This window comes from Mesobacillus sp. MER 48, assembly GCF_023714225.1.
Taxonomy (GTDB): Bacteria; Bacillota; Bacilli; order Bacillales; family Cytobacillaceae; genus Mesobacillus; species Mesobacillus oceanisediminis_A.
The window spans coordinates 45,560-71,086 of sequence record NZ_JAMAUR010000002.1 but is presented as its reverse complement, the minus strand read 5'-3'; the positions used below and the strand labels follow the sequence as shown (position 1 = coordinate 71,086).

Genomic DNA, 25,527 nt, shown 5'->3' with positions numbered 1-25,527 from the left:
ACATCTTTCCTAAAATTTCGCAAAGTTGTTTGAACTGCTATATTTTACTATAATGTAAGCAAAAGCGAAAGCGCCTGGACAATCATTGTCTCCGGCGCTGCATAAATTACATAACCCGGAGGTAACCATGTCCAAAGAGAGCTCATTTGATATTGTGTCCAAAGTAGATATGTCTGAAGTCACCAATGCGATCAGCATTGCGATGAAGGAAATCCAAAACCGTTACGACTTTAAAGGAAGCAAAAGTGATATTTCACTAGATAAGGAAGAACTCGTCCTAATTTCCGATGATGAATTTAAGCTTGACCAGTTGAAGGACGTTCTATTCAGCAAAATGATCAAACGCGGGATCCCTATAAAAAATCTGGATTACGGAAAAGTAGAACGTGCTTCAGGTGGTACTGTTCGCCAAAGGGCAAAGCTCGTGCAGGGCATTGACAAAGAAAACGCCAAAAAAATCAACACAATCATTAAAAACAGCGGTGTGAAGGTCAAGAGCCAGGTCCAGGACGATCAGGTGCGCGTGACAGGGAAGAATCGCGATGACCTGCAAAAGATCATTGCTGCCGTCAAGGAAGCCGATTTGACTGTTGATGTGCAATTCGTGAATTATCGCTAATATCAAGGCAATACTAAATATGGGAAGAAACGGACCTTGGAAATCAGGGTCCGTTTTTGTTTTATATTGATTATTTTATCCAGTTATATAGCCCCTAAAAAAAACCTTAATTGTCCTTAATTTTCAATGTTCATGAATGGTTCACAAACCACCTACGGTATTATCCTATTTACACGTTAAAATGAATGTATTATATTCCGGTGTGATATTTATCTGTTTGGAATATGGAATTTGGAATAACTTTCACAAATCCTTCACAAAGTTCTATTGGATTCCCCCTATTTCCGAGTTAATATACCAGTAGGGGTATAAAAAAACTATTTTTTTCAACCGAAAGGATGATCATACAATGGGTAAAAAAATCGTAATCGTAGGCGGCGTTGCAGGTGGAGCAACTACTGCAACCAAACTTAGAAGACTTGATGAAAAAGCTGAAATCGTACTTTTTGAAAGAGGAGAATATATTTCTTTTGCAAACTGCGGATTGCCATATCATATCAGCGGGGTAATCGAAGACCGCAAAAAATTGCTTCTTCAAACTGTTGAAGGCATGAATGCACGCTACAACCTGGATATTCGCAACTTCTCAGAAGTGACTGCAATCAACCGAGAAGAAAAAACAGTTTCAATCAAACATGTCCAAACTGGTGAAGAATACAATGAAAGCTATGATGTACTTGTTTTATCACCGGGAGCAAAACCAATCGTCCCGCCAATCGAAGGATTGAAGAGCGCAAATGTATTCACACTTAGAAATATTCCTGATATGGATAAGATCAAAGCCTATCTTGAAGACAACAAGCCAAACAATGCAGTTGTGATCGGCGGCGGCTTTATCGGCCTTGAAATGGCAGAAAACCTTGTTCACGCCGGAGTGAATGTCACTCTTGTAGAAAAGTTGCCCCAGGTAATGGGTCCAGTCGATCCTGAAATGGCGGCAATCGTTGAAGATGAGTTAAGAAAGAATGGCGTTGAGCTGATTCTTGGAGATGGCATCACAGATGTTCAGGAAAATGGCACAAAGGTTGTCCTTGAAAGCGGAAAGGTCCTTGATGCTGAATTGATCATCCTGTCAATCGGTGTACGTCCGGAAAACAAACTTGCAGCAGATGCTGGCCTTGCTCTTGGAGAACGCGGCGGTATCAAGGTAAATGAATATCTGCAAACTTCAGATGAATCCATCTATGGAATGGGAGATGCAATCGAAGTGACTGACTTCATCAATGGTCAGCCAACGATGATTCCGCTCGCATGGCCTGCGAACCGCCAGGCACATATTGTTGGACATCATATCAATGGACGTAAAATTGCGTACCCTGGAACACTCGGTACTTCTATCGTTAAGGTATTCGAATTGACAGCAGCTACTACTGGCAACAGTGAAAAGCTATTGCGAAGACTTGGAATTCCATATGAAGTGGTCCATATTCACCCGCTGTCACATGCCGGCTATTACCCTGGTGCAGAGCAAATCTCTCTAAAAGTCATCTTTGACAGAGAAACAGGCAAGATTTTCGGTGCACAGGCAGTTGGTAAAGATGGTGTCGACAAGCGAATCGATGTCATTGCAACAGCGATCAAAGGCGGCCTAAGTGTCTATGACCTTCAAGAACTTGAACTTGCATACGCACCACCTTTCTCTTCTGCTAAAGACCCAGTAAACATGGCTGGTTACGTAGCATCCAATATTGTTGACGGAACAATTGAAACTGTACAGCACTATGAAGTGGATGACCTGATTAAGGAAGGTGCGTTCATGATCGACGTCCGTACCGAACAAGAACACGCACAAGGGAAAATCGAAGGTACAAAGAACATCCCGCTTGATGATCTTCGCAGCCGCCTTGATGAGCTGCCAAAAGATGAAACAATCCTGATCACTTGCCAGGTTGGTTTAAGAGGGTACCTAGCATCCCGAATCCTTCAGCAAAACGGCTTCAAAGTCAAGAACCTGACTGGCGGGTACAAGACATACTCTATCTTTAAAAATAAACTACAGTAATGATTTGAAGCGGCTCCTTTTGGGGCCGCTCTTTTGATGGACAAAACTCTTTACCTCTTCCGTCTTTTTGTCAGTCATTGCTTTCATGATGGACAGAAATTCGTCTTGGACTCCCTTTTCTGTCCGTCATCGTCTCCATGATGGACAGAAAACTTCCTATTCCTTATTTTTCTGTCCGTCATCGTCTCCATGACGGACAGAATCCCGCCCTCGCTCTCCTTTTTTGTCCGTCATCGCCGTAATGACGGACAGAATATCACTTCCTTTACTCCTGTTTTGTCCGTCATTTTCAATCACACAATTTTTAAAGAAGTAATTTCCATGTTTTTTCTCTGGGTTTTAAAGGAATTTAATAAGTGTTGAATCAAATCGAAGGAGTGACGTGTTCTATGGCTAACGAGAAGAATAAGCAGGGATTTCCGCCTCAGCATCAGGATCATCAGCCTGGTACGGAGCCGGAGATGAATCCTGAACCGAAATCGGTAGATGAAAATTATAAAGGGTCCGGGAAATTATCTGGCAAGGTTGCTTTGATCACTGGAGGAGATAGCGGCATTGGCAAATCAGTGGCAATCTATTATGCAAAAGAGGGTGCTGATGTAGCGATTGTCTATCTTGAGGAAAGCAATGATGCCAAAACGACGAAGGAGCTTGTTGAGGCTGAAGGCAGAAAATGCCTGCTCCTGGCCGGGGACGTTGGCAGCGAGCAGTTCTGTGAGGAAGCTGCCAAGAAAACACTTGATGAGTTCGGCAAAATTGACATCCTTGTCAATAACGCGGCTGAGCAGCATCCGCAAAAGAGCTTGCTTGATATCTCTGCACAACAGCTGGAGAAGACGTTCCGTACGAATGTATTCTCGATTTTCCATTTGACCAAGTCGGTGCTTCCTCACCTTGAAAAAGGAAGCACCATCATTAACACTTCATCTATAACAGCCTATAAGGGCAATGAGAAGCTGATTGATTACTCTTCAACAAAAGGTGCGATCGTTTCTTTCACACGTTCCCTTGCCATGTCTCTTGCGTCGCAGGGCATCCGTGTCAATAGCGTGGCTCCAGGCCCGATCTGGACACCTCTTATCCCATCGACATTCACAGCTGAGGAAGTTGCGAAATTTGGCACGAATGCGCCAATGGGACGAGCTGGCCAGCCGTATGAACTAGCGCCGGCATATGTTTACCTCGCTAGCGATGACTCTACTTATGTAAGTGGGCAGACGATCCATGTCAACGGCGGAACGATTGTAAATGGGTAAAAGAAAGAGGCAAAGCAGTGCTTTGCCTCTTTCCATTATACAAGCGACTCTTTAGGACGATCGCATGAATATCTTGTAACAATTTTGAATGGAACAATGATCCGCTTGATCGGCTCATCCGGGTTCTCAATTCTTTGTATCAGGCTTTTAGCTGCCTGATATCCAAGATCAAAGATGTTGATATCGACGGATGTCAGTGGCGGTCTTGCCATCTCGGCAATCAATACATTATTAAAACTCACAATGGAGATGTCTTTAGGTACTGCTAGTCCTATTTCATCAAGCTTATTTAAAACACCTAATGCCATCAGATCATCGGCAACCACCATCGCTGTAGGCGGTTTTTCCAATGACAACAGCACTTCTACGGCATCCTGGCCGCTCTCACGCAGGAATTCATCATTGATGATGTAATCGTCTACTAACTGGATTCCTGAGTTTCTCAAAGCCTTTTCATAGCCGAGCAGGCGCTCCACTGTCACAACGAGATCGAGATTCCCGCCAATGAAGGCGATTCGATCATGGCCAAGCTGAATCAAATGCTCAGTCACTTCTTTACCTGCTTTGAAATTATCATTATCAACATAACTAGTATTTTCATCATCTTTGAACGGCTTGCCGATTACCACAAATGGAAAATCCCGTTCCTTCAGGTAGGAGATTACCCTGTCTTCTACCTTTGAGTATAAAAGAACCACACCATCGACTCTGCCACCCTGGACCATCGCGACAACACCGTCGAAAATTTCATCATCTGTCTTCCCTGTTGTCATGTGGAGAGCATATTGTTTGGCATGTGCTCCCTCACTCAATCCAGTCAGGACAGTGGGAAAGAATGGGTTCTGAAAGACCACATCAGTTGAGCTTGGCATGACAAGCCCTATTGCCCTGGTCGATTGGCTTGCAAGGCTTCTGGCGATAAAGTTTGGGTGATACCCAAGCTGGTCCATAACCTCCCTGACTCTTTCCTTCGTTTTTTCGCTGATCCTGGGACTATTGGCGATAACACGAGAGACAGTTGAAGGTGCGACATTTGCTACCTTCGCAACATCTTTTATAGTAACAGCCATTAAGTTCCCCTCCCTTTTGCCAGAAAAAATCCTTATCTTTATTATAAATGAATTGTCCAGCTTTGTTCCTTATTTTTTTCAAGAGCCGGTGCTAACAATAGTGGTAAGTATTGGACCCGCCTTATTCTTTGTTTCTCTTTCTTGCTTTTCTGACAAGAAGGATAATGAAGCCGAAGAAGGCAGCATACACAGCACCCATTGCTGCAATATAAGGTATGTTCAACCCTGTTTTCTCGGCGAGTACATAGATTTCTGCTTTCTCCCGTTCGAGCGCCAGGTTATACTCCCCATCCTTGCTCCTGACAAGGTCATTCGCCAGCAAACCGCGCAATTCCTTGTCATCCTCAAGCTGATCGGCAGTCAAAGTGACTTGCTGGGTATTTGATGTATTATTGATGGCAATGACTGCTGTTTCATCCTTATAGGTCCGCTTGAAAACAGCCATTCCTTTCTTTTCATAAAGAACCTCAAGATCCCCTCTTCTTAAAGATGGAAGGTCGTTTCGAAGCTCACCGATTTTTGTGACGTAATCAATCAATTCTTTATCTGCCCTGAAGCTCATTTGCCTGCGGTTATCAGGATCTTCACCGCCGTCAAGCGCTATTTCGCTTCCATAATAAACAATCGGAATTCCTGGAGCCGTATACATATAGGTCAGCGCCATTTTCCATCTCGTTCCCGGGTGCTGCCTGTTCTGGACCGCTTTTCTAGTGAATCTGACCATATCATGATTATCGATGAAGTTCCCCATCAGCTCGGGATTTTCATAGATTGCCTTATTTCTTTTCGCCGTAGTCAGCAGCCAGTCCAAAGTCTGGTCTGGTTTTTCAAAAGCCGTCCGCAGCTGTTCATTCAATGGAAAATCAACAAAGCCATCAATCCCGGCTTTATCATACTTGGCAATGTAATTTGGATCTTCTGACCAAACCTCGCCGATCAGGTAAAAATCATCTTTTACGCTCTTCACTTCTTTTGAAAAGTCTTCCCAGAAATCAACTGGTACATGGCGGACAGTATCAAGTCTGTATCCATCGATATCTGTTTCTTCAATCCACCATTTAGCGGCATCCAGCAGATACTTTCTTGTCTCTGGATTTTCCTGTGCTAAGTCCGGAAGCCCATACAGCCAGTTATTCTCCAGCTCATCCTGGTTGTTCCAGTCGATGATATCCTGCTTTTCATGGAACCAGTCCTGCTTGGCCGGATCGTTCACCCACTCATGTTCAGGAGCGACATGATTAACGACAAAATCAAGGATGATTTTTATGTCCCGTTTATGTGCCTCTTTAACAAGTTCTTTGAATTTGTCAACGCTTCCAAAGTGCTCTTCTGTATTATAAAAATCCTTGATCCAATACCCATGGTAGCCTTTATCAACATTATCAAATACAGGCGTCAGCCAGATCGCAGTGAATCCCATGTCCTTGATATAGTCCAATTCGTCGATGACTCCCTGGAAGTCTCCTCCATGATAGGCCTTCGGATCTTTCGCATCGACCTTGAAATCGTTGCTATTGTCACCGTTATTAAAACGGTCCACTATTAAGAAATAAATTGTTTCATCCTGCCATTTGCGTCCTTCTTTTTCAACTGCGCCTACTGGTAGGGCGTAAAAAAGAAGAAACGGAATCAAGATGAAGATGAACTTTTTTTTCATCTCCGCTCCTCCTCATAATTTAAGCAAAGACCGAACACGGCCTTTGCTTAAAATTTATCTGCCCTAATAGATTATCCTTTTGTTCCGCCAGCCGTCAATCCTGATACGAAGTATTTCTGGAATGACAGGAACAGGATAGCGATTGGAACGGCTATCAGAACAGCACCAGCCGCGAAGGTGGTGAATTCTGCGCCGAACTGTTTGGCTACCAAATCATATAATCCTACAGCAAGTGTATATTTACTTTCTGTCCTAAGCAGTACAGTCGCTAAGATAAAATCTCCAAATGGTGCAATGAATGAGAACAATGCGATGACCGCAATGATCGGTGTGGCCAATGGCATGACGATCTGGAAGAAGATCCTCAGGTGGCCTGCACCGTCCATTTTGGCAGATTCATCAAGCTCTTTCGGAATTGTATCAAGATACCCCTTCATCAGCCATGTATTCATCGGGATTGCCCCCCCGACGTATACAAGGATCAAGCCAAAGTGTGTGTCAAGTAACCCAGTCAATAATGCCAGGATGAAAATCGCGATCAATGCTGCAAAGTTCGGAATCATTTGCAGGATCAGGAATGTCATCAAGCTATTTTTCCGTCCAATAAAACGGTACCTCGAGAAGGAATACGCTGTCAGGCTTACAAGGATGACTGTAAACACCATTGTCAGCACACTTACCTTCAATGAATTCCAGTACCAGTACAGATAGTTGCTGCGGTCAAGATCAAACAGTTCCTTATAGTGGGCAAGAGTGGCATTTTTAGGGATAATATTAGACCCAGATAGACTCTGTCCAGGATTGAAGGAAGAACCGACAATCCAAAGGAGTGGATAAATAATGATCGCAAACATAGCCAAAATCACAAGATACGTTAGTGTCAGTCTGATATATTTCTGTCGTTTAATACTCATATTACATCATATCCTCTTCCTGGAATGATTTCGTTCTCTTAAACTGCCATAGAGCTACACCGATAACGATCAAGGAAAGCAGCATGGTGATGGCAGCAGCTTTGGAATATTGTGCAGATGTCATTGTCAGGCTGTAAATCCACGAAATCAGGATATCTGTTCCGCCGGCATTCGCTCCTGGCACTGCAGGTCCACCGCCGTTAAAGAGATAAATGATATTAAAGTTATTAAAGTTGAAAGTATACTGTGTAATCAAAATTGGCGCTGTTGCGAAAAGCACTAACGGCAATGTGATGTTTTTGAACTTCTGGAAATTCGTTGCACCGTCCACTGTAGCTGCCTCATACAATTCTTCAGGAATGGATTGAAGTACTCCGGTTGTCATCGCAAAAATGAACGGGAATCCAAGCCAAGTCTGGATCAGAATCAACGCAATTTTTGTATACATTGCTTCAGTCATCCATGGAATCGGATCAATTCCGAAGAAACCAAGGATGTCACGGTTAATGGCACCAAAAGATTCATTGAACATACCTGCAAAAACAAGAATTGAAACGAAAGCTGGTACTGCCCAAGGAAGGATGAACACAGTACGGATGACCGCCTTCCCTTTTACATCCTTTTGATTGACGAGAATGGCCAGGAACATTCCCAAAGCCACCTGGAAAGTTGTTGCAACAAATGTCCAGATGATTGTCCATGAAAGAACGGAGAAGAATGTCTGACGCCAAGATTCTAATTGGAACAAATCAAAGAAGTTTTTCAGACCCACCCAATCAACCAGCTTTGCAGGAGGCGAATGGTATAAATCGTAGTTTGTAAATGCGAGTAAAACAACGAAAATGATAGGAAATACAACAACAAAAATCAGGAGCAGGAATCCAGGTGACATGATCAGATATGGGAAACCATTATCAATTAAGTTGTTGTATTGCTCCTTAACTGTACTTAGACGCTCACCCATGTCTCTTTTTAAACCTGTCTTATGAGCATCTTTCAAATTGAATAGATAGAAACCGATTCCAAAGATCAGGACAATAAGCGCCAAAATCCCTTCTACCAGCAAGAAGATGGAATGGTCACGAGGTGTCTGCTCTCCCAGTGTAAACAGACCCCATAATCCCATGTTAAGCAGATCTGAGAACACTCCGAAGAATGCACCAGTCAGGATCAGGAAAGTGATTCCCTTTAAGTATTGTTTGTTGTATAGCTGTCCTAGCCCAGGAATGATCGAAAGGGCTGTTGCTATTCTGCGGTGGTTGGTTTGATAGGACTTCTCTTTCATCCTATATTCCCCTTTCTCTTTCTATAATTGATAAGGCTATTTCGAAAACATTGCTGGTTCACATATAAGCTAGGTTTTATTTGACTAACCATGGCTGCAGTGACAACAAATCTTGCGATAATCCGCCTTGTTAAAAGCATCAGATGCTTTATGAGAACGAATACATTGTCTTTCATACAGAAGATCGTTTCATTCCTGTATTATACTGAAATCTCTTGTTTTCACTCTCATGAAGCACCTGATTGACTTATCTCTATTCTAGCGCAACCGTTTGCCCAATGAAAGACTTTTTTACTGCGGTTTTTCGTAAACTTTGTGACTTTTCACAATGCATTACAGAATACACAGAAACTGGAATATACCTTTGGAAAATATAACAGTACCCCCCATGGGAGGTACTGCTATATCTATTGATGCTATTATTTTGAATGGTTTTGCTTGATGTTCTGTTCGATTTGCTTCACAGCTGAATCAAGTGCTGCCTTTGGCTCTGCTTTGCCTGTTACAACTGTTTGCAATGCGCTAGCCATTGGTGCCCAAACTTCACCCATTTCAGGGATGTTTGGCATTGGAACTGCGTCTTGAGTCTGAAGTGCAACAGCTTTAGCACCTTCGTTTTCAGCGATTGCTGGATCGTCAACAAGTGCTACGTTTGTTGGAACTTCAGCAGTTTGCTCGAAACGGTACTTAGCGTTCTCGTCGTTTGTGATGAACTCAAGGAACTTAGTAGCCCATTCCTGGTTCTTAGAGTAAGAAGAAATGTGCCATCCTTTAACACCCATGAAAGTCTTCATTGGAGTGCCATCAGCGAATTTAGGGAATGGAGCAACACCGAAATCGATGCCAGCATCTTTCATGCCGCCGAATGCCCATGGTCCGTTCATGACAGAAGCAACATTACCTTCGTTGAAAAGTCCGTCCATAGCAGATCCGCCGTTTTCGCCGACGATTCCGTTAGGGAATAGCTTTTCAGCGTACCACTTCTGGATGTACTCAGTACCTTTTACAGCACCTTCATTGTTCAAGCCAAGATCTTGAGGGTTAAGAGCTCCGTCTTTTTCCCCGAATACATATCCGCCGTTTCCAGCGATTGGAGCATGTGCAAAGTAGAAGTTATCCCAAAGTGCAAGGAAACCATATTTGCCGTCTTTAGTGTTAGCTTTTGCGAATTCATATAAATCTTCCATAGTAGCAGGAACTTCAGTCATAAGAGCTTTGTTGTAGATGAAAACTGGAGTTTCAGCAGACTTTGGAAGTCCGTATAATTTACCATCGAAAGTTTGTGCAGCGATTGAAGACTCAGAGAAAGTCTTTTTTACATCGTCGCTTACATTAAGTTCAGCGATGTGCCCTTGAACTGCAAGCTCACCGATTTGGTCATGCGGCAAAGTGATGATGTCCGGGCCAGTTCCAGCAGGACCATCAAGACGTAATTGTTCTTTCATTTTTGTAGCCATTTCTACTTCTTTGAACTCAATTTTGATACCGTTTTCTTTTTCAAAGTCAGCTGCTACCTTTTCAAGCCAGCCAGACTTTTCTTTATCTTCCCAAACTACCAGCTTCTCTGGTTTTGAAGCATCTTCTGTTTTCTCGCCGTTGTCTTTTGAACCTGTGTTTTCTTCTTCTTTAGGTCCACAAGCAGCAAGAGCACCGACCATTAAGATCAGCATCATGAAAATCGACAATGCCTTTTTCATGTGTATACCCCTCCTAAAAATGTGTAATTACTTTTTTATTGTGCAGATATTCTCTCAATCTGTGCAAACGTTTGTAATGTTGTTTGCAAGTCTATGAAAACGATTGCACAACCTAACTCTTATTATAAAGACTTAAATCATTTTGACAACTAGTTTTTTTATTTTTTTTTACCAAAATACTAAATTCGTTAATTTTTTGTGAATCGAACTTTTTATAATTGACATTTTAAAATAGGTGGTCTAACCTTGTTTTAATCTTGAATTGATAATGAAAGGAATGGTTTCTCCTTGTTAAAAGAAGCGATCTATCACCGTCCTAAAGATAATTATGCATACGCTTGCACCAATGAAGAACTGCATATCCGCATCAGAACGAAAAAGGATGACATGAAAGAAGTTTCCCTATTAAATGGTGATCCGTATGATTGGGCGGATGGAAAATGGAATTTCTCTTCCGTTCCAATGATTAAAAGTGGGTCCGATCTGTTATTCGATTATTGGTTTGTTTCGATAAAGCCGCCATACAGAAGGATGCGTTATGGCTTTGAATTGAATGATGGAACTGAAACCGCTTATCTGACCGAAAAGGGTTTCTATCCTGAACCTCCTGAGGATACTGGCTTCTATTATGCTTTTCCATACTTGAATAATATTGATGTTTTCCGTGCTCCTGGCTGGGTGAAAGATACAGTCTGGTATCAAATTTTCCCGGAGCGATTTGGAAATGGTGACCCTTCGAATGATCCGGAAGGTGCACTGCCGTGGGGAAGCGCCCCTCCGGAAAGGGATAATTTCTTTGGCGGCGATTTGAAAGGTGTTATCCAGAACATCAGCTACCTTGCGGACCTGGGCATAAGCGGTATTTATTTTACACCGATTTTCAAGGCTTATTCCAACCATAAATACGATACGATCGATTATATGGAAATTGACCCTCAATTCGGTGACAAGGAAACTTTGAAAGAGTTGGTCCAGGTATGCCATGAACATGGAATCAAAGTCATGCTTGATGCGGTGTTCAACCATAGCGGTTTCTATTTCCCGCAATTCCAGGATGTTTTAGAAAATGGCGAAGCATCTCCATATAAGGATTGGTTCCACACAAAAGAATTCCCTCTTGTAATGGAGCCAAGGCCCAACTACGATACATTCGCCTTTGAAAAATCAATGCCAAAGCTCAATACAGAAAATCCAGAAGTGATCGAATATCTGCTCGAAGTCGGGCGCTACTGGGTACGTGAATTCGATATTGATGGCTGGAGACTCGATGTTGCGAATGAAGTCGACCACTCATTCTGGAGAAAATTCCGTACAGAAGTGAAAGCCATCAAACCTGACCTCTACATCCTTGGTGAGATCTGGCATGACTCGATGCCGTGGCTGCGAGGCGACCAGTTTGACGCGGTCATGAACTATCCTTTCACGACCAATATCCTGAACCTGTTTGCCCGGGGTTCGATTACTGTAAAAGAATTCATTGAAAACATGACAACAGTCAACCATATGTATCCGAAGAACGTCAATGAAGTCGCCTTCAATCTGATTGGGAGTCATGATACACCAAGAATCTTGACAGAATGCGGCGGCGACGAAGACAAGGTAAAACAAATCTTCACTGTATTACTATCTTATATTGGAACTCCGTGCATCTATTATGGAGATGAAATCGGCATGAGCGGGGAGCAGGATCCTGGCTGCCGTGAGTGCATGAAGTGGAATGTTGAAGATCAGAACAAGATTATGTTTGAACACGTCCAGAAGATGATTCGCCTCCGTAAAGAATATCCGCTTCTGGCGAATGAAGGCGAACTCCACTTCATTCCGTCCGATTACCATGAAAGCTGCTTTGCTTATACAAAATCCAATGGTGAGACAACAATCCTTGTCGTCGTGAATATGAGCAATGAAGAAGCAAATTATCATCTGCCTTTCAATTTAAATGGCAAAAAGATCACCAATATTTATACGGGCGAAGAATATGCTGCTGAGAGCGATGAGCTGTCAGCCAAGATTGCCGCAAACGGATTTGCATTGTTCCAGTTTTAAATAGTGGGGACCCCTTTCCTGTTTTTGGAAGGGGTTTGTTTTTTTATGGTGGGATATTATTTACACTTTTAGAATAGAATTACCCTGTTCGCGGAATCAAAGGGGTTTTTCGCGGGATTTATGCAGGTTTTCGCGAGATTAATACGGATGTTCGCGGAATAATTGCGTTTTTCCCGGGATTAACACGGATGTTCGCGGAATAATTGCGTTTTTCGCGGAATTACCAAGGTTCTGCAGAATTTCATATATCGCTTAAGCGGAATGAACGCAGAATCCCAGCTAAATATTGCTAAATTGTGATGTTCTAGCCCAACAATCTATTATCCTCATTTTATTTTCGAAAAATGAAGGTTTTTACTTCAATTCCCTTCCAGAGTCTGTATAATAAAAGAATTACAACTTGGAGATATAAAAACATGAAGAAAAAAACTGCTAAACTATCGTTATTTGCCATTACATGGCCTCTATTTATTGAAATCATGCTATATATGCTGATGGGGAATGCGGATACGCTGATGCTGTCCCAGTATTCGGATAACTCTGTGGCAGCTGTCGGGGTATCCAATCAAATCCTTTCCATGGTCATTGTCATGTTCGGCTTTGTAGCGACCGGCACAGCTATTCTTGTGGCGCAGAACCTGGGTGCTGAACGCGATGATGAGGCGCGGGAGGTTTCTTCTGTCTCAATCGGGGCTAACCTTGTATTTGGTATTCTCCTGAGCGCTGCTGTCTTCATTTTTAGCGAACAATTGCTAAAGCTGATGGACCTTCCACCCGAATTGTTTGATGAAGCCAATTCCTACTTGAAGATTGTCGGCGGATTTTCATTCATTCAGTCGCTGATCATGACAGTCAGCAGCATTATCCGCAGCTATGGATTTACGCGTGATATCATGTATGTCACCATCGGCATGAACGTGCTGAATGTCATCGGCAACTATTTCTTCATCTTCGGTCCCTTCGGCTTTCCAATACTTGGGGTTGAAGGTGTAGCAATATCAACAACTGTCAGCCGGATCTTCGGGTTGCTCGCGGCCATTTTTGTCATGACAAAGCGGATCCCTGGATCGCTGCCCTTGTCGATGCTATTCAGTTTTCCGAAAAGGCATCTAAAGAACCTGCTCAATATCGGGATTCCTTCTGCAGGCGAGCACCTTAGCTATAATGGATCGCAAATGGTGATCACTTATTTTATTGCTTCCCTTGGAACCCAGGCACTGACCGCAAAGGTTTACACGCAAAATGTCATGATGTTCATCTTCCTTTTCAGTATCGCAATCAGTCAGGGAACACAGATTTTGATTGGCCATATGGTCGGAGCAAAAGAAGTTGAGAACGCATATAAACGAGCATTAAAAAGTTTAAAACTTGCGATATTGATCTCAATCGCAGCTGCAGTGATCGTTTCTTTCTTTTCAAAAAACCTGCTGGGAATCTTCACTGACAACCTCAGCATCATCGAACTCGGCACCATCTTAATCCTGCTTACCATCATCCTTGAACCAGGCAGATCTTTCAATCTGGTGCTGATCAGTTCATTGAGAGCTGCAGGCGATGTGAAATTTCCGGTTTATATGGGAATCCTGTCCATGTGGGGAGTCAGCGTAACGCTTTCCTATTTCCTCGGAATCTACCTGGAGATGGGACTCGTCGGCATCTGGATCGCCTTCATCGCAGACGAATGGCTGCGGGGGCTGCTGATGCTGTGGCGCTGGAGATCCAGAGTTTGGGTGAAAAAGTCGTTTGTAACCGCGGAATAAATGAAAATTACCGTATTAAAGTAAAAATGCACTTATTTTGCAGAAGAAATGGTCACTCGGAAAACTAATTTATATATTTATAGCTAAAAAAATATTTATATAGCGAAAATCATGATTTTATAGTGACTTTTTTATTTATATAGCGAAAATTTCTTTTTTATAGCGACTTTATAATTTATATAGCGAAAATCGAATTTTTATAGCGAATTGGTAATTATTAATGTTTTTTTCCATTTCTATGAAAAACTGCAGGCAAATTGGAATCGCCTGCAGTCTGCTGCAAGCCCTCTCCCAGGGCTTGCTTTTTTAATCTGCAATATTAATATTATAGTCCCTGAACCAGATATGAATCTGGGCAAGCTGTGCCAGCAGCTGTGGGCCGGTCATCAATTGGCCGAACCAGGGCACTTTGAAGGAGGCTCCTTCGGTTTCAATCATTTTTTGCAGTGTGGCTCTGTCGAAGAATTCATGCAGCGCACTGTTTGAATCGGCCATGAAATCTGACAGCATCCCCTGTACTGCCTGAGTATATGCCGGATGGTGGGTCTTCGGATAAGGACTCTTTTTTCGGTATAATACTTCATCAGGTAAAGTGCCTTCCAATGCCTTGCGCAAGATTCCTTTTTCCCTGTTGCCGTGCATCTTCATCTCCCATGGGATATTCCAGACATATTCCACAAGGCGATGGTCGGCAAACGGCACCCTAACTTCAAGGCTCGCGCCCATGCTCATCCGGTCTTTCCTGTCGAGCAAGGTGGTCATGAACCAAACGATATTTAAATAGAATAATTGTCTTCGCCTTGCATCGATATGATTCTCTCCTTCAAGTACCGGCACCTCTGCTATCGTCTCATTGAATTTCGCCATCATATACTCTTCTAGACTCAATTTTTTCCGCCAGTGGTCTCTCAGCATATTTTGCCGTTCATTAATGGACCGCATCCACGGGAATCCTTGCCGGTTCAGGTCATCCTCCCTGTGGAACCAAGGATATCCTCCAAAGATTTCATCAGCACATTCACCTGAAAGGCCTACGGTAAAATCCTGTTTGATTTCACGGCAGAACCAGAGAAGTGATGAATCGATGTCAGCCATCCCCGGCAGGTCACGAACATGCACGGCTTCTGTCAGATAGTCTGCCAGATCGTTCTGTGAGATGACGCTGTTATGGTGAACGGTCCCGAATGTTTCCGTCATTTTATTGATCCAGAAGGCATCCGCATTAGGCTGGAACTCATTTTCCTTGAAAAACTGATCGTTACCTTCATAATCGATCGAGTAAGTATGCAGGCTCCCCTTGCCCTCAGTCTTATAATGATTCGCGGCAATCGCGGTGATGGCGCTTGAATCCAATCCCCCGGAAAGGAATGTGCAAAGCGGAACATCGGAAACGAGCTGCCTTGTTACAGCGTCTGTGAACAACTCACGCACCTTCTCGGAAGTTTCTTCAAGACTGTCTTTGTGTTCTACGCTTTTCACATTCCAGTATCTCCACACCTTCAGCCCATTTTTTGAAAAAATGAGTCCATGACCTGGACGGAGCTCCTTCATATTCTTAAAAATACCAGCTCCTGGCGAACGGGATGGCCCGAGCCCAAAAACTTCGCAAAGCCCTTCCCTGTCTACCTCCGGCTTCACATCAGGATGTGCCAGCAGAGCCTTTTGTTCAGAAGCAAACATAAAACCTGACGCTGTTTCAATAAAGAAGAGCGGCTTTACACCAAGGCGATCACGCCCGATGAACAGCTTTTCCTCCTGATGATCCCAAACGGCAAAGGCAAAAATCCCATTTAAATGATCGAGGCAATTTTCCTTCCATTCCATGAAAGAATTGAGCAAAACCTCTGTATCAGAATGACCGTTAAAAGAATATCCTTTTAATAGCAGTGCTTTTCTGAGGTCTTCAGTATTATATAATTCTCCGTTATAACAAATGGTATAACGGCTGTCTCGCTGTGCTCTGGTCATTGGCTGCTTGCCTCCCTCGGGATCGACAACCACCAGCCTTTTATGGCCCAGTGCAGCGTGTTGTGAAGTCCATACATTGGTATCATCAGGACCTCTTTTACTCAAAGTTTCCGCCATTTTTGCAATCGTCTTGTGCTCATGGTCCAAATTTTTACGATAGTCTACCCAACCGGTTATTCCACACATTTACCATCATCCCTTCTAAGCGGAACTTTTTGCCTGCCAATGATTCGTCCTGAAACGCAGTAATCGCTTAAGCATTACTCATCTTATGCAGCAATATTCAAACTGGTTAATTGCCTAACTTTTAAATCATGTTATAAATTCGCCGAAATCTGTCTACAAAGAAGGTGAGCGACAATAAACGGAGGATCCAAATGAATCGACAACAACGAAGCAATTTGATTGAATTCCAGCCCCGGTCGTTCAATGCCGGGACCGTAGAATATATTAATTCGCAATGGGTTTTCTTTGATGAAGAAACGGACGAAGCCGCACTTGTTGAGGAATTTATCCACCAGGAGGTTGAAGTTCAGCGAAACAGCAAATGGTGCAGGGGGTTTTTGCTGGATAACGGAAGCATCCAGACTGGCAATGAAACCATCTCTCTGATAGACCAGGAAATGATCAGGATCAGGAAGCAGCTGATTTATTCTTTCGAGCGTCTGTTGGATGAATTGAATGATGAGGCATTTGTCCAATTTATCAATACATTGAATTCGTTGAATTTCTCCATCTATGATTGTATCTATTGTTATAACCATCTGACATTCCTCGATCATGAAACAGGGAGATCCGGTGTGAATTTTTTGATTTTCGATAACGAAGAATACATCTGCAGCGTACAGCATCACTTTGATTATTATGAAATACAGAATGACCGGTTTGAACTGACCTTGAACAACGGGAAGCGGACCGTGATCGAACGGATTTCCTAAACTGCAAAGAAGCCTGCATTCGATGTGAATGCAGGCTTTTACGTAATCGTTTTTTCTCAGATGAAATGGACATGCAAGAATCTTCGTAAAAACATAGAAATCGATTTTCTTATTTTACCGTGTAGGCAACGTTTTCTATGGTCCTGAAACCTTTTTCGAAGGCATCCGTTTCGAGCGGCTTCTGGATATAGTAACCTTGTGCATAATGGCAATCAAGGTCTCTCAAGATATTCATTTGTTCATGAGTTTCAACGCCCTCAGCAACAATCTTCACTGCTAAGCCCTGACCCATGGTGATGATTGCTTTGACGATGGCAATATCGGAAGGGTCGTCATGAAGATTATTGATAAAGGACTGGTCGATTTTAAGCGTATCAATTGGCAAATTGCGTAAATAGCTTAATGACGAATAACCTGTCCCGAAATCATCGATTGATACTTTCACCCCGAGCTCCTGTAATGACTTCATAACGGAAATGCTGTAAACAATATCCTTCAGCATCGCGCTTTCTGTCAGTTCCAATGAAAGATATGCCGGGGCAAGCCCGGAAACCTTCAGAGCTTCAATCACCTGGCCGATAAAAGCATGCTGCTGGAATTGATAGGCGGAGACATTAACAGAAATCCCGAGATTCGGGAAACCATTTTCCTGCCAGTACTTTGTCTGGAAACATGCTGTTGTCAGAACCCAGGCGCCAATCTCCTCAATCAATCCTGTTTCTTCGGCGAGCGGGATGAACTGCGCCGGTGACACAAGCCCAAGATGCGGGTGCTGCCAGCGAATAAGGGCTTCTGTACAGGTGATTTCTCCTGATTTCAAATCCATCAGCGGCTGATAGCAGAGACGGAACTCATTTTTCTGCAATGCTTTCCTTAAGTAGCTTTCCAGCTCCAGTCGCACCATTGCCTGGTCATTCATCCCGGTTGAAAAATAAGTGATTTTATTCCCGCCCTGGTTTTTTGAACGGTTCATCGCTATATCTGCATTTTTCAGCAGGGTATGCTCATCAAGGCCATCCCCCGGAAATGAGCTGATCCCAATGCTGGCTGTGACAATAAACTCCTGATTCTGGTGATATAGAGGCTTTGATATAAGCCTTTGCAATTCTCTTGCCATCCTGGTCGTCTGATCGATCTCGACGTCCTCTGTCAAAAGCATCGTAAATTTATCGCCGCTGAATCTCCCAAAATAGGCCCCTTTTGGCATCTGATTCTGGATTCTGTCAGCCAGCTGTTTCAATACAATGTCTCCCGCATAATGCCCAAGACTGTCATTGATGATCTTGAAGCGGTCTATGTCAATAACAAGGACTGCGAGTAGTTCTTTCTTATGCTTAGCGCGGTGAATCATTTCCTCCAGCTGTTCCGTAAATCTCATCCTGTTGGGCAAACCTGTGTCCTGGTCATAATAGGCAAGCTGAATGATTCTTTCCTCTGTCTTTTTTTGGCGGGTGATATTCCTGCCGATTCCATACGTTCCCACACAGGATCCATTGACCGTGATGGGGATGTTTTTTATCTGGAAAATCTGGGACTCGCCGCTCTTAATCTGAATTTCGATGGTATAGGTCTGATCTTTTCCCTTCAGCGCTTGAATAAAATGCAATTTTGCACGATGAACGTCTTCAGGATTAATAAAATTCAGCGCAGACCTGCCAATAAGTTCACTTTCACCATAGCCGAAGGTTCTCATGAACGCCTGGTTAACGCTTGTGAAGTTCCCATTCAGATCTGTCGAATAGACAAAGTCCCCATTATTGTCAAACAAGGACCGATAATATTGTTCAGAAACCTCAAGGCTCTCATTAAGATGAAGGATGTCTTGTTGTGTAGTGGCCAGCAAATGTGTCAATGTGTTGATGGTGTGCTGGTCATGGCGGCTTGCATTGAGCTCTTGTTTGTTGAAAGCAGTAAAAGAGAGGATGTAAGGATGCTCTTCATAAAAATTCCCTTTGGCTTCACAGCTCAGCACGGCAGACACAGGAAGCTGTTTCTTAAGTAATTGCTGAAGGCGCTTAAGCTTCCCTGTTTCTGTATAAAAAATTTGCACCAATAGATTGGCATGCTCTTTGAATGAATTGCTCTCTATAAAGCTATTAAGTTGTTTGTCACTTTCGTAAACGCAGCTTTTTGTCGTAGCCATTGCATTCTCCATTTTCTATATTTCTCCAATATCCCTTAACTCTTAAATTACCATAATTGACCGGGTGAAGATATGACAAAAAGAGAAAAGCTGCCCATTTCTGGACAGCTTTTTTTCGACAAATCCTATTTAGAACAAGTCTGTTCCGAGCGGAAGTGAGAAACCTAAATATAGTACAAGCAAGATTGCGACGATGAATTGCACCCACAAAATAGATGCCTTTTCGTTCTTTCTTGTACGGATCAAGATCATTTCAAGCATAGAGATGACCCACAGGCCAACCGCTGCTTTCAGCACATACATAATGTTGATATTGATGCTGAAAAGAAGCCAGAAGCCAGTCAATAGGATCAGCACGTAAAATAATCTAAGGACCATCTGGACAATTTTAGCGCCCTTTTCCTTACCGCTTTTATGTAGTCCCAGTGCAACGAAGAATAAAACAAGAGCCAAAAACCAGGCTGTCATATGGGCATGTACCATGTACCCGTCCTCCTAATAGTAAAGTCTAAAATATCATAACATATTCAATAGGAATTTCATAAGTATAAGGTAATCTGCCAGACATGAAAAAAGAGACACCCTTTTCAGGATGTCCCCCAGCCATTACATGGCCAAATCGGTATGTTGAGGTTGTTCTTTTGTCTTAAATAAATAGACTGTTACAGTCATCAAAGCAAACAGGATCAGAAAACCAAGAAGAACACCCAGATTCCTCAACGCCATTGAAAAATCATTTAGTGAAATCAGAGCTTTAAATCCTGCAATTGAATAAGTAAATGGCAAGTAGGCACTTAAACTTCGCAGGTTCTCTGGCAGCATATCAATTGGAAGGTTTGATCCAGTTGTCGAAAGCTGCATGACAACTAATGCAAAAAGAATAAACCGGCCGATATTCCCAAACGAAGCAAAGAACATAACTATTGCCGCAAATACAATACTAACCAGTATAGCAAACATTATGAATCCAACTGGGTTTGTAACCTGCAATCCCAGGAATGCGAGGACCACGATGGATAGAAGGATTGCCTGAACAACGGCCAGGGAAGCAAGATTCAAAAATTTCACGGCAAACCAGCCCACCTTGGATACATTTAGTTCCTGAGGCTTGTTGAAATTGATGAACATTGACATGATTAATATCCCCACGAATAATGCAAGCGTCATTACATATGGCGCAGAAGAATCTCTGTAAAGTGAATAGCCATTGACTTTGTTACTAATTAGTTCCACCGGTGAGGCGAACATGCCGATATTTTTTTCATTAGCTTTAATTTTACCAGTTTCCTCGGCTCCATCCTTTAATCCGGCAGCCAATTCACCGCTTCCATCATAAAGTTTCCCGGCTCCATCATTCAATTTTGTTACTCCATCTGTCAGATCTCCCCAACCTTTTTCGACACTTACATTTCCGTCGCTAACCTGGACAACTCCAGAATGAATCTTGGAAGCACCAGCTGTCAGCTCACGCCATCCATTATCTACGGCAGCATTTCCATCGCTGACCTGAGCTGCACCTGAATGGATTTTTGTCGCACCAGCAGCGAGCTCCTTCCAGCCTTTATCTACCGTTTGATTCCCGGCAGAGATTAGCGCTGCTCCCCCATCAAGCTCCTTAACTCCTGCTGTGATGGTTCCCCACCCTGCATTGACCGATTTATTTCCTGCAGCTATTTGAGATGTTCCATCATGAAGCAAACCGACCTTAGTGATCATTTCATCCCAGCCTGCCGCTACACTTGCTGTTCCGGCAGAAAGGGCTGGGGCTTTTGCTGCTAAATCAGCTACTCCATTGTTTATTAATTTCTGCCCTTCTGCCAGTTGAGTAATTCCTGATGCCAGTGATCCTTGTTCTGCAGGAATTTTTTCATTGAACGCTGCAGCAATCTGATCCGCTCCATCTTTCAGTTCTTGTAGTTTGGTTGCATTTTCTGGTTTTGTGGCAGCATCCCTGATTCCTCGGCTCGTCCCTAAAATAGTTAAAAATTCTTTATCTGTGGCTAAACTTGGGTTCTTAGCAAGATATGATTCTATCAGTACAGTCAGGTTTTGCAGATTGCTTCCTAGATTTTGAGAATTTGTAATTACTTCGCCAATCCCGTCCGCCACTTCTTTAGTTCCAGGTCCAATTACCTTTACAGCCTGTTGTGCAGCTTGTAAACCAGCCAAGACTTCGGAAGTAGCAGCCTTAAGCTCTGGCATTTTTTCTTCTAACTGCTTACCACCCGCAGCCAACTGAGTAATGCCCGGCTGCCCGTCTTTAAGCTTTTGCAGAAGCAATCCAGTCCCTGCATTTACATCTGCTGATCCGTCCGCAAGTTTTGTAATGTCCGCTGACTTTTCATTAAGAGAGCTTAATAGCAGGCCAGTACCGTTTTTCAGGTCTTTAGAGCCGTTTGCAAGTTTTGTAATATCGCTTTGTTTAGATTTCAAGCTTCCTGCCAATTGAGCCGTACCGGCTGCGAGCTCCTTTGAACCATTAGCCAATTCGGAAATACTTCCTTGTTTTTCTGCTAATGTGCCGGCCAATTGACCAGTACCGCTTTTTAGTTCCAGAGTTCCAGCCGCAAGCTTGGAAATATCCGCTGACTTCTCATTTAGAGAAGTCAATAGAAGCCCGGTTCCATCCTGGAGTGCAGCTGTTCCATCATGCAGTTGCGCAGAACCATCAGCTGCTGTCTTAAATCCATCTGATACTTCACCAAGACTCGCGAAGATATTATTCGCATACTTTTCCGTTATCTTGTTTGCCAGCTTCTCCCTTAACTTTTCAGTTGCACTTTTAGTGACCTGTGCGGCCATAAAATTAAGGCCCTCATTCTGGATATAATTGAGTTCCAACCTTTTCGGGTCTGGTTCAAGAACTGTCGTCACTCTCTCAGAGAAGTCTTGCGGAATTTCAATGACCATGTAATATTTAAAGCTTCTCAATCCTTCTTCTGCTTCCTCTGAATCTACAAACTTCCAGCCTAAGTCATTGCTTTTCTTCAAGTCTGCCACAAGATCTTCGCCGACATTAAGGGGCTCGTCCCCGGAAATGGCACCTTTGTCATTATTGACAATCGCAACTGGCAGATTGGAGAGATTATCGTACGGTCCCCAATCTGGAGACAGCAGGATTCCGCCATAGACGATTGGCACTAACAAGGCTGCTATTACAGAATAGAGTACCCCTTTACTCGATGCCAGCTGGGACATTTGAGCCAAAAACAAACTAAACCAATTCATTCATACTCCCCCATGAGAATTATATATATATGTCAAAGCGACTGAATGAGTATTCAATCACTGCCACAAATATATTCTCATGTATGGGTAAAAACTCCTGCAAAAATTACAGAAAATATGAAATATTTCTAAAATTATAATAATATAATAAAAATTCTCCCTATAATTTATAAGGAGAATCAGGAGATTATATCTATTAATTTGTCACTGTATTCCTTAACGTCCCAATGCCTTCAACCGATATTTCAATGGTATCCCCGGCTTTCAAGAACCTTGGCGGCTTAAAGCCTTTCCCTACTCCTGCCGGTGTTCCGGTCGCAATGATATCACCCGGCTCCAGCGTCATCCCTTGTGAAAGCACGGAAATAACCTCTTCAACCGGAAAAATGAAGTTTTCTGTATTGGAGTCCTGCCTTACTTCACCATTAACAGTTGTCTTTATATCCAGTTGATTCGGATTGGCGATTGTTGATTTATGTACAATCCATGGTCCCATCGGGCATGTCGTATCAAGGCTTTTGCCAATGAAAAACTGTTTATGCCTTGCCTGGAGGTCGCGGGCCGTAACATCGTTTATAATTGTGTAGCCAAAAACGTAATCCAGTGCTTCTTCCCTTTTAATTCCTTTCCCTTTCTTGCCGATGACAACTGCCAGTTCACCTTCATAGTCCAATTGCTCTGTCAATTCACTATGGGTTAAAATTTCTTGTTCATGGGCGGTGACAGTCGTAGGTGCTTTGGTAAATACCATGACATGCTCGGGAATATCTTCCTTGCTCCCCATTTCGATCGCATGCTCAGCGTAATTTTTCCCGACACAGAAAATATTCTTGCCCGGACGGGGAATTGGCGCCAGCAATTCAACGGATGATAGCGGAAGGTAATGTTCACTTTCCAGCTTGTTATCCCTTACCCATTGAACTGTCTTTTCAGCTTCCTGAAGAAATTTGTCGCCTAGCGATATGGCTTCAATCATGTCAGATGAAAAAAATTTTTCGCCACCCATTTTTTCATGAATTTCTTGCAGTGGCAAAACATGACTTCCTTCTTCATTTACGATTCCGATCCATTTGCCTTTTTCATTTTTTACTGTTGCGAATTTCATTTAAATTTCCCCCTTTATTCAATGTTTCGTGTATGAAATGCTCGGTATCCCGAGGTTTTGTGAAATGATGAATTTCTTTACCAGATGTTTTCATCTCATCCAGGAATGCAAGGATTCCTGGTGTTTTTTTACGCTTATATCCTGCCACCCACTTTATGAATGTCCAATCAAGCTTTTCCTCACAGCCTTCATTCATATCAGGCCGCGATTTCTTATGATACATGACACGCCTTTTGAAAATACCATAGAGGCATCTTGAAGTAGAGTAATCGAGGAAGATGATTGTATCCGCTGCCCGCGCTCTCATCTCGATTGTGCTGCCATAGTTTCCATCCATGATCCATGAATCTTTTGCCATGATTTCTGTTAAAATAGCCTTCCACTCATCACTTGCAGTCGTTTCCCATCCAGGTTTCCAAAACAAGGCATCAAGATGGTATACCTCTTTGGCAAGAACCACTCCCAGCTTTCTGGCAAGTGTTGATTTCCCCGCACCCCCGTTGCCAATGATCATGATTTTTTCCATCAGGCTGCACCCTTTTTAAAACGCTGTTTCTTTAAATAAGTACCGCTTCGCCACAGCCATTCGACCGGTCCATAATAAAACCTTTTGACCCACCAGCTGCTGACAGCTAATTGACTTGCATAGATGGCAAGAGCCAGCATTGTTCCAGCAAATATGGACACATCGCCATAGTAACCGAGTCCGTAACTGTAAAATATCATCGTTGAGAAGATAGACTGGAATAAGTAGTTGCTGATTGACAGCCTCCCGGCAGCTTCGAGCGGGTAAAGGATCCTGTCCATTTTCCTGTGCTCGGATAGAAGGGCAATGATCAGCGCATAAGCCATCGCCAGCATTGCACCTCCAAAAATATCCTGGGCATAATCAGTCATCAACGTTCTTCCATAAAGGTACGGAATTGACTTGATCAACAGACCGAGAATAAAAAGTGCGGCTGCGTATGACCTGATCTTTTTCTTATTCCTGTGTACTTGCTCGAACAGCCTCATTTTGGCCGCACCTGCTCCAAACATGAAAAAAGGCAGAATCGTGATTAAATAAAAAAACAAACCCATGAGATTATTATTTTTATACCACTCTGTCATTCTTTGCTCTGTCACTTCGGCAAAGCTCCCAGTTTGATAGACACTTATTGCCTGTTCTGCAGCCTGTCCATCATACATCGAAAATTCTGCCCCTCCTTCCACCGCCGAGGCTGCACCGAGCATCTGCACGAGAAGGAGATTTGGAACAATATAGATGGCCAAACCTGCAATCATCAACCTTTTTGCGCTCCATCCCAGAAATAAAAGAAAGGCAAACCCGCAGACTGCATAAGTTATGAGGATATCCCCTTCCCAGATAAAGAAAGCATGGATACAGCCAATCAGCAGCAGCAGCGAAAGCCTTCTTACGGCAAGCGGAGTGAACTTCAGACCCTTATCGAGAATACGCTCTCTTAAGATCACCAGCCCATATCCAAACAACATCGCAAACAACGGATAAAAACTTGCCTGAATCAACACATCGATGAATCTGTATGTAAATAAATTTATATTTCCCTCCCACCATGTTTCAGGATCAATATAAAAATACGGTGAGTGGAATGAAATCATGTTGACAAGAAAAATCCCTAACAATGAAAAACCCCGCATCCGGTCGATCGAAACAATCCTTCCCGATGCCCTTCCGTTAATATCCATTTTCCCCCTCATTCCATCCAATGTTTAACATATAATCTATGTATATCACACTATCAGCGAACCTTGCAAAAGGAACGGAGGATCCAGCATAGAAACCACTACCTTATATACGGATTGGATATCATGCATACA

At 43.0% G+C, this 25,527-nt stretch carries 18 protein-coding genes; 6 read left to right on the top strand and 12 right to left on the bottom strand.

What is annotated here, in order from left to right:
• The first annotated feature begins 127 nt into the window (after positions 1-127).
• The 3 genes from M3593_RS06600 (at position 128) to M3593_RS06590 (ending at position 3,877) form a co-directional block, all read left to right on the top strand.
• Entirely contained in the window at positions 128-619 is a 492-nt protein-coding gene (locus M3593_RS06600) for a YajQ family cyclic di-GMP-binding protein (protein WP_144474512.1), read from the top strand.
• A gap of 349 nt (positions 620-968) precedes the next feature.
• On the top strand, positions 969-2,621 hold the full coding sequence (locus M3593_RS06595; protein WP_251544153.1) for a CoA-disulfide reductase: 1,653 nt from the start codon (positions 969-971) through the stop codon (positions 2,619-2,621).
• Between the two features lie 389 nt (positions 2,622-3,010).
• Positions 3,011-3,877 carry an SDR family oxidoreductase gene (locus tag M3593_RS06590; RefSeq protein WP_144474510.1) on the top strand — a complete coding sequence of 289 codons (867 nt, stop codon included), beginning with the start codon at positions 3,011-3,013 and terminating at the stop codon, positions 3,875-3,877.
• Between the two features lie 35 nt (positions 3,878-3,912).
• Here the strand turns inward: M3593_RS06590 and M3593_RS06585 are convergent, their stop codons facing one another.
• The 5 genes from M3593_RS06585 to M3593_RS06565 all read right to left on the bottom strand — a co-directional run bounded on the left by M3593_RS06585 (position 3,913) and on the right by M3593_RS06565 (position 10,500).
• Positions 3,913-4,947 carry a LacI family DNA-binding transcriptional regulator gene (locus M3593_RS06585; RefSeq protein WP_144474509.1) on the bottom strand — a complete coding sequence of 345 codons (1,035 nt, stop codon included), beginning with the start codon at positions 4,945-4,947 and terminating at the stop codon, positions 3,913-3,915.
• Positions 4,948-5,068: 121 nt separating this feature from the next.
• Positions 5,069-6,604: an alpha-amylase family glycosyl hydrolase gene (locus M3593_RS06580; RefSeq protein WP_251544155.1), complete on the bottom strand. Its 1,536-nt coding sequence runs from the start codon at positions 6,602-6,604 to the stop codon at positions 5,069-5,071.
• A gap of 71 nt (positions 6,605-6,675) precedes the next feature.
• Complete coding sequence (locus M3593_RS06575; RefSeq protein ID WP_144474507.1) at positions 6,676-7,518, bottom strand: sugar ABC transporter permease; 843 nt, start codon at positions 7,516-7,518, stop codon at positions 6,676-6,678.
• 1 nt (position 7,519) lies between these two features.
• Complete coding sequence (locus tag M3593_RS06570; RefSeq protein ID WP_144474506.1) at positions 7,520-8,803, bottom strand: carbohydrate ABC transporter permease; 1,284 nt, start codon at positions 8,801-8,803, stop codon at positions 7,520-7,522.
• Between the two features lie 419 nt (positions 8,804-9,222).
• Positions 9,223-10,500: a sugar ABC transporter substrate-binding protein gene (locus tag M3593_RS06565; protein ID WP_144474505.1), complete on the bottom strand. Its 1,278-nt coding sequence runs from the start codon at positions 10,498-10,500 to the stop codon at positions 9,223-9,225.
• A 288-nt stretch (positions 10,501-10,788) separates the two neighbouring features.
• On the opposite strand from M3593_RS06565, the gene M3593_RS06560 reads away from it, so the two are divergent.
• Complete coding sequence (locus M3593_RS06560; RefSeq protein ID WP_251544157.1) at positions 10,789-12,546, top strand: alpha-glycosidase; 1,758 nt, start codon at positions 10,789-10,791, stop codon at positions 12,544-12,546.
• 416 nt (positions 12,547-12,962) lie between these two features.
• A complete protein-coding gene (locus M3593_RS06555) occupies positions 12,963-14,306 on the top strand; it encodes an MATE family efflux transporter (protein WP_144474503.1) in 1,344 nt (447 codons plus the stop codon).
• Between the two features lie 306 nt (positions 14,307-14,612).
• Here the strand turns inward: M3593_RS06555 and asnB are convergent, their stop codons facing one another.
• The gene (gene asnB, locus M3593_RS06550) at positions 14,613-16,460 is read right to left on the bottom strand and encodes an asparagine synthase (glutamine-hydrolyzing) (protein ID WP_251544159.1); all 1,848 of its coding nucleotides are present in this window, start codon (positions 16,458-16,460) and stop codon (positions 14,613-14,615) included.
• Between the two features lie 191 nt (positions 16,461-16,651).
• Between asnB and M3593_RS06545 the strand changes: the two genes are divergently transcribed.
• Entirely contained in the window at positions 16,652-17,212 is a 561-nt protein-coding gene (locus tag M3593_RS06545) for a DUF2777 domain-containing protein (RefSeq protein WP_144474501.1), read from the top strand.
• Between the two features lie 109 nt (positions 17,213-17,321).
• Here the strand turns inward: M3593_RS06545 and M3593_RS06540 are convergent, their stop codons facing one another.
• The 6 genes from M3593_RS06540 to M3593_RS06515 form a co-directional block, all read right to left on the bottom strand.
• Entirely contained in the window at positions 17,322-19,355 is a 2,034-nt protein-coding gene (locus tag M3593_RS06540) for a putative bifunctional diguanylate cyclase/phosphodiesterase (RefSeq protein WP_251544161.1), read from the bottom strand.
• A gap of 129 nt (positions 19,356-19,484) precedes the next feature.
• Positions 19,485-19,838, bottom strand: a complete 354-nt coding sequence (locus M3593_RS06535) for a YisL family protein (protein WP_144474499.1) — start codon at positions 19,836-19,838, stop codon at positions 19,485-19,487.
• 123 nt (positions 19,839-19,961) lie between these two features.
• On the bottom strand, positions 19,962-22,583 hold the full coding sequence (locus tag M3593_RS06530; RefSeq protein ID WP_251544163.1) for a YhgE/Pip domain-containing protein: 2,622 nt from the start codon (positions 22,581-22,583) through the stop codon (positions 19,962-19,964).
• A gap of 196 nt (positions 22,584-22,779) precedes the next feature.
• On the bottom strand, positions 22,780-23,688 hold the full coding sequence (locus M3593_RS06525) for a fumarylacetoacetate hydrolase family protein (protein WP_251544165.1): 909 nt from the start codon (positions 23,686-23,688) through the stop codon (positions 22,780-22,782).
• Positions 23,663-24,214, bottom strand: coding sequence for a DNA topology modulation protein (locus M3593_RS06520; protein ID WP_251544168.1), 552 nt, complete (start codon positions 24,212-24,214; stop codon positions 23,663-23,665). The genes M3593_RS06525 and M3593_RS06520 overlap by 26 nt, the downstream gene beginning before the upstream one ends.
• Positions 24,214-25,395 carry a DUF418 domain-containing protein gene (locus tag M3593_RS06515; protein ID WP_251544170.1) on the bottom strand — a complete coding sequence of 394 codons (1,182 nt, stop codon included), beginning with the start codon at positions 25,393-25,395 and terminating at the stop codon, positions 24,214-24,216. Before M3593_RS06515 ends, M3593_RS06520 begins: the two co-directional genes overlap by 1 nt.
• Positions 25,396-25,527: the final 132 nt, after the last annotated feature.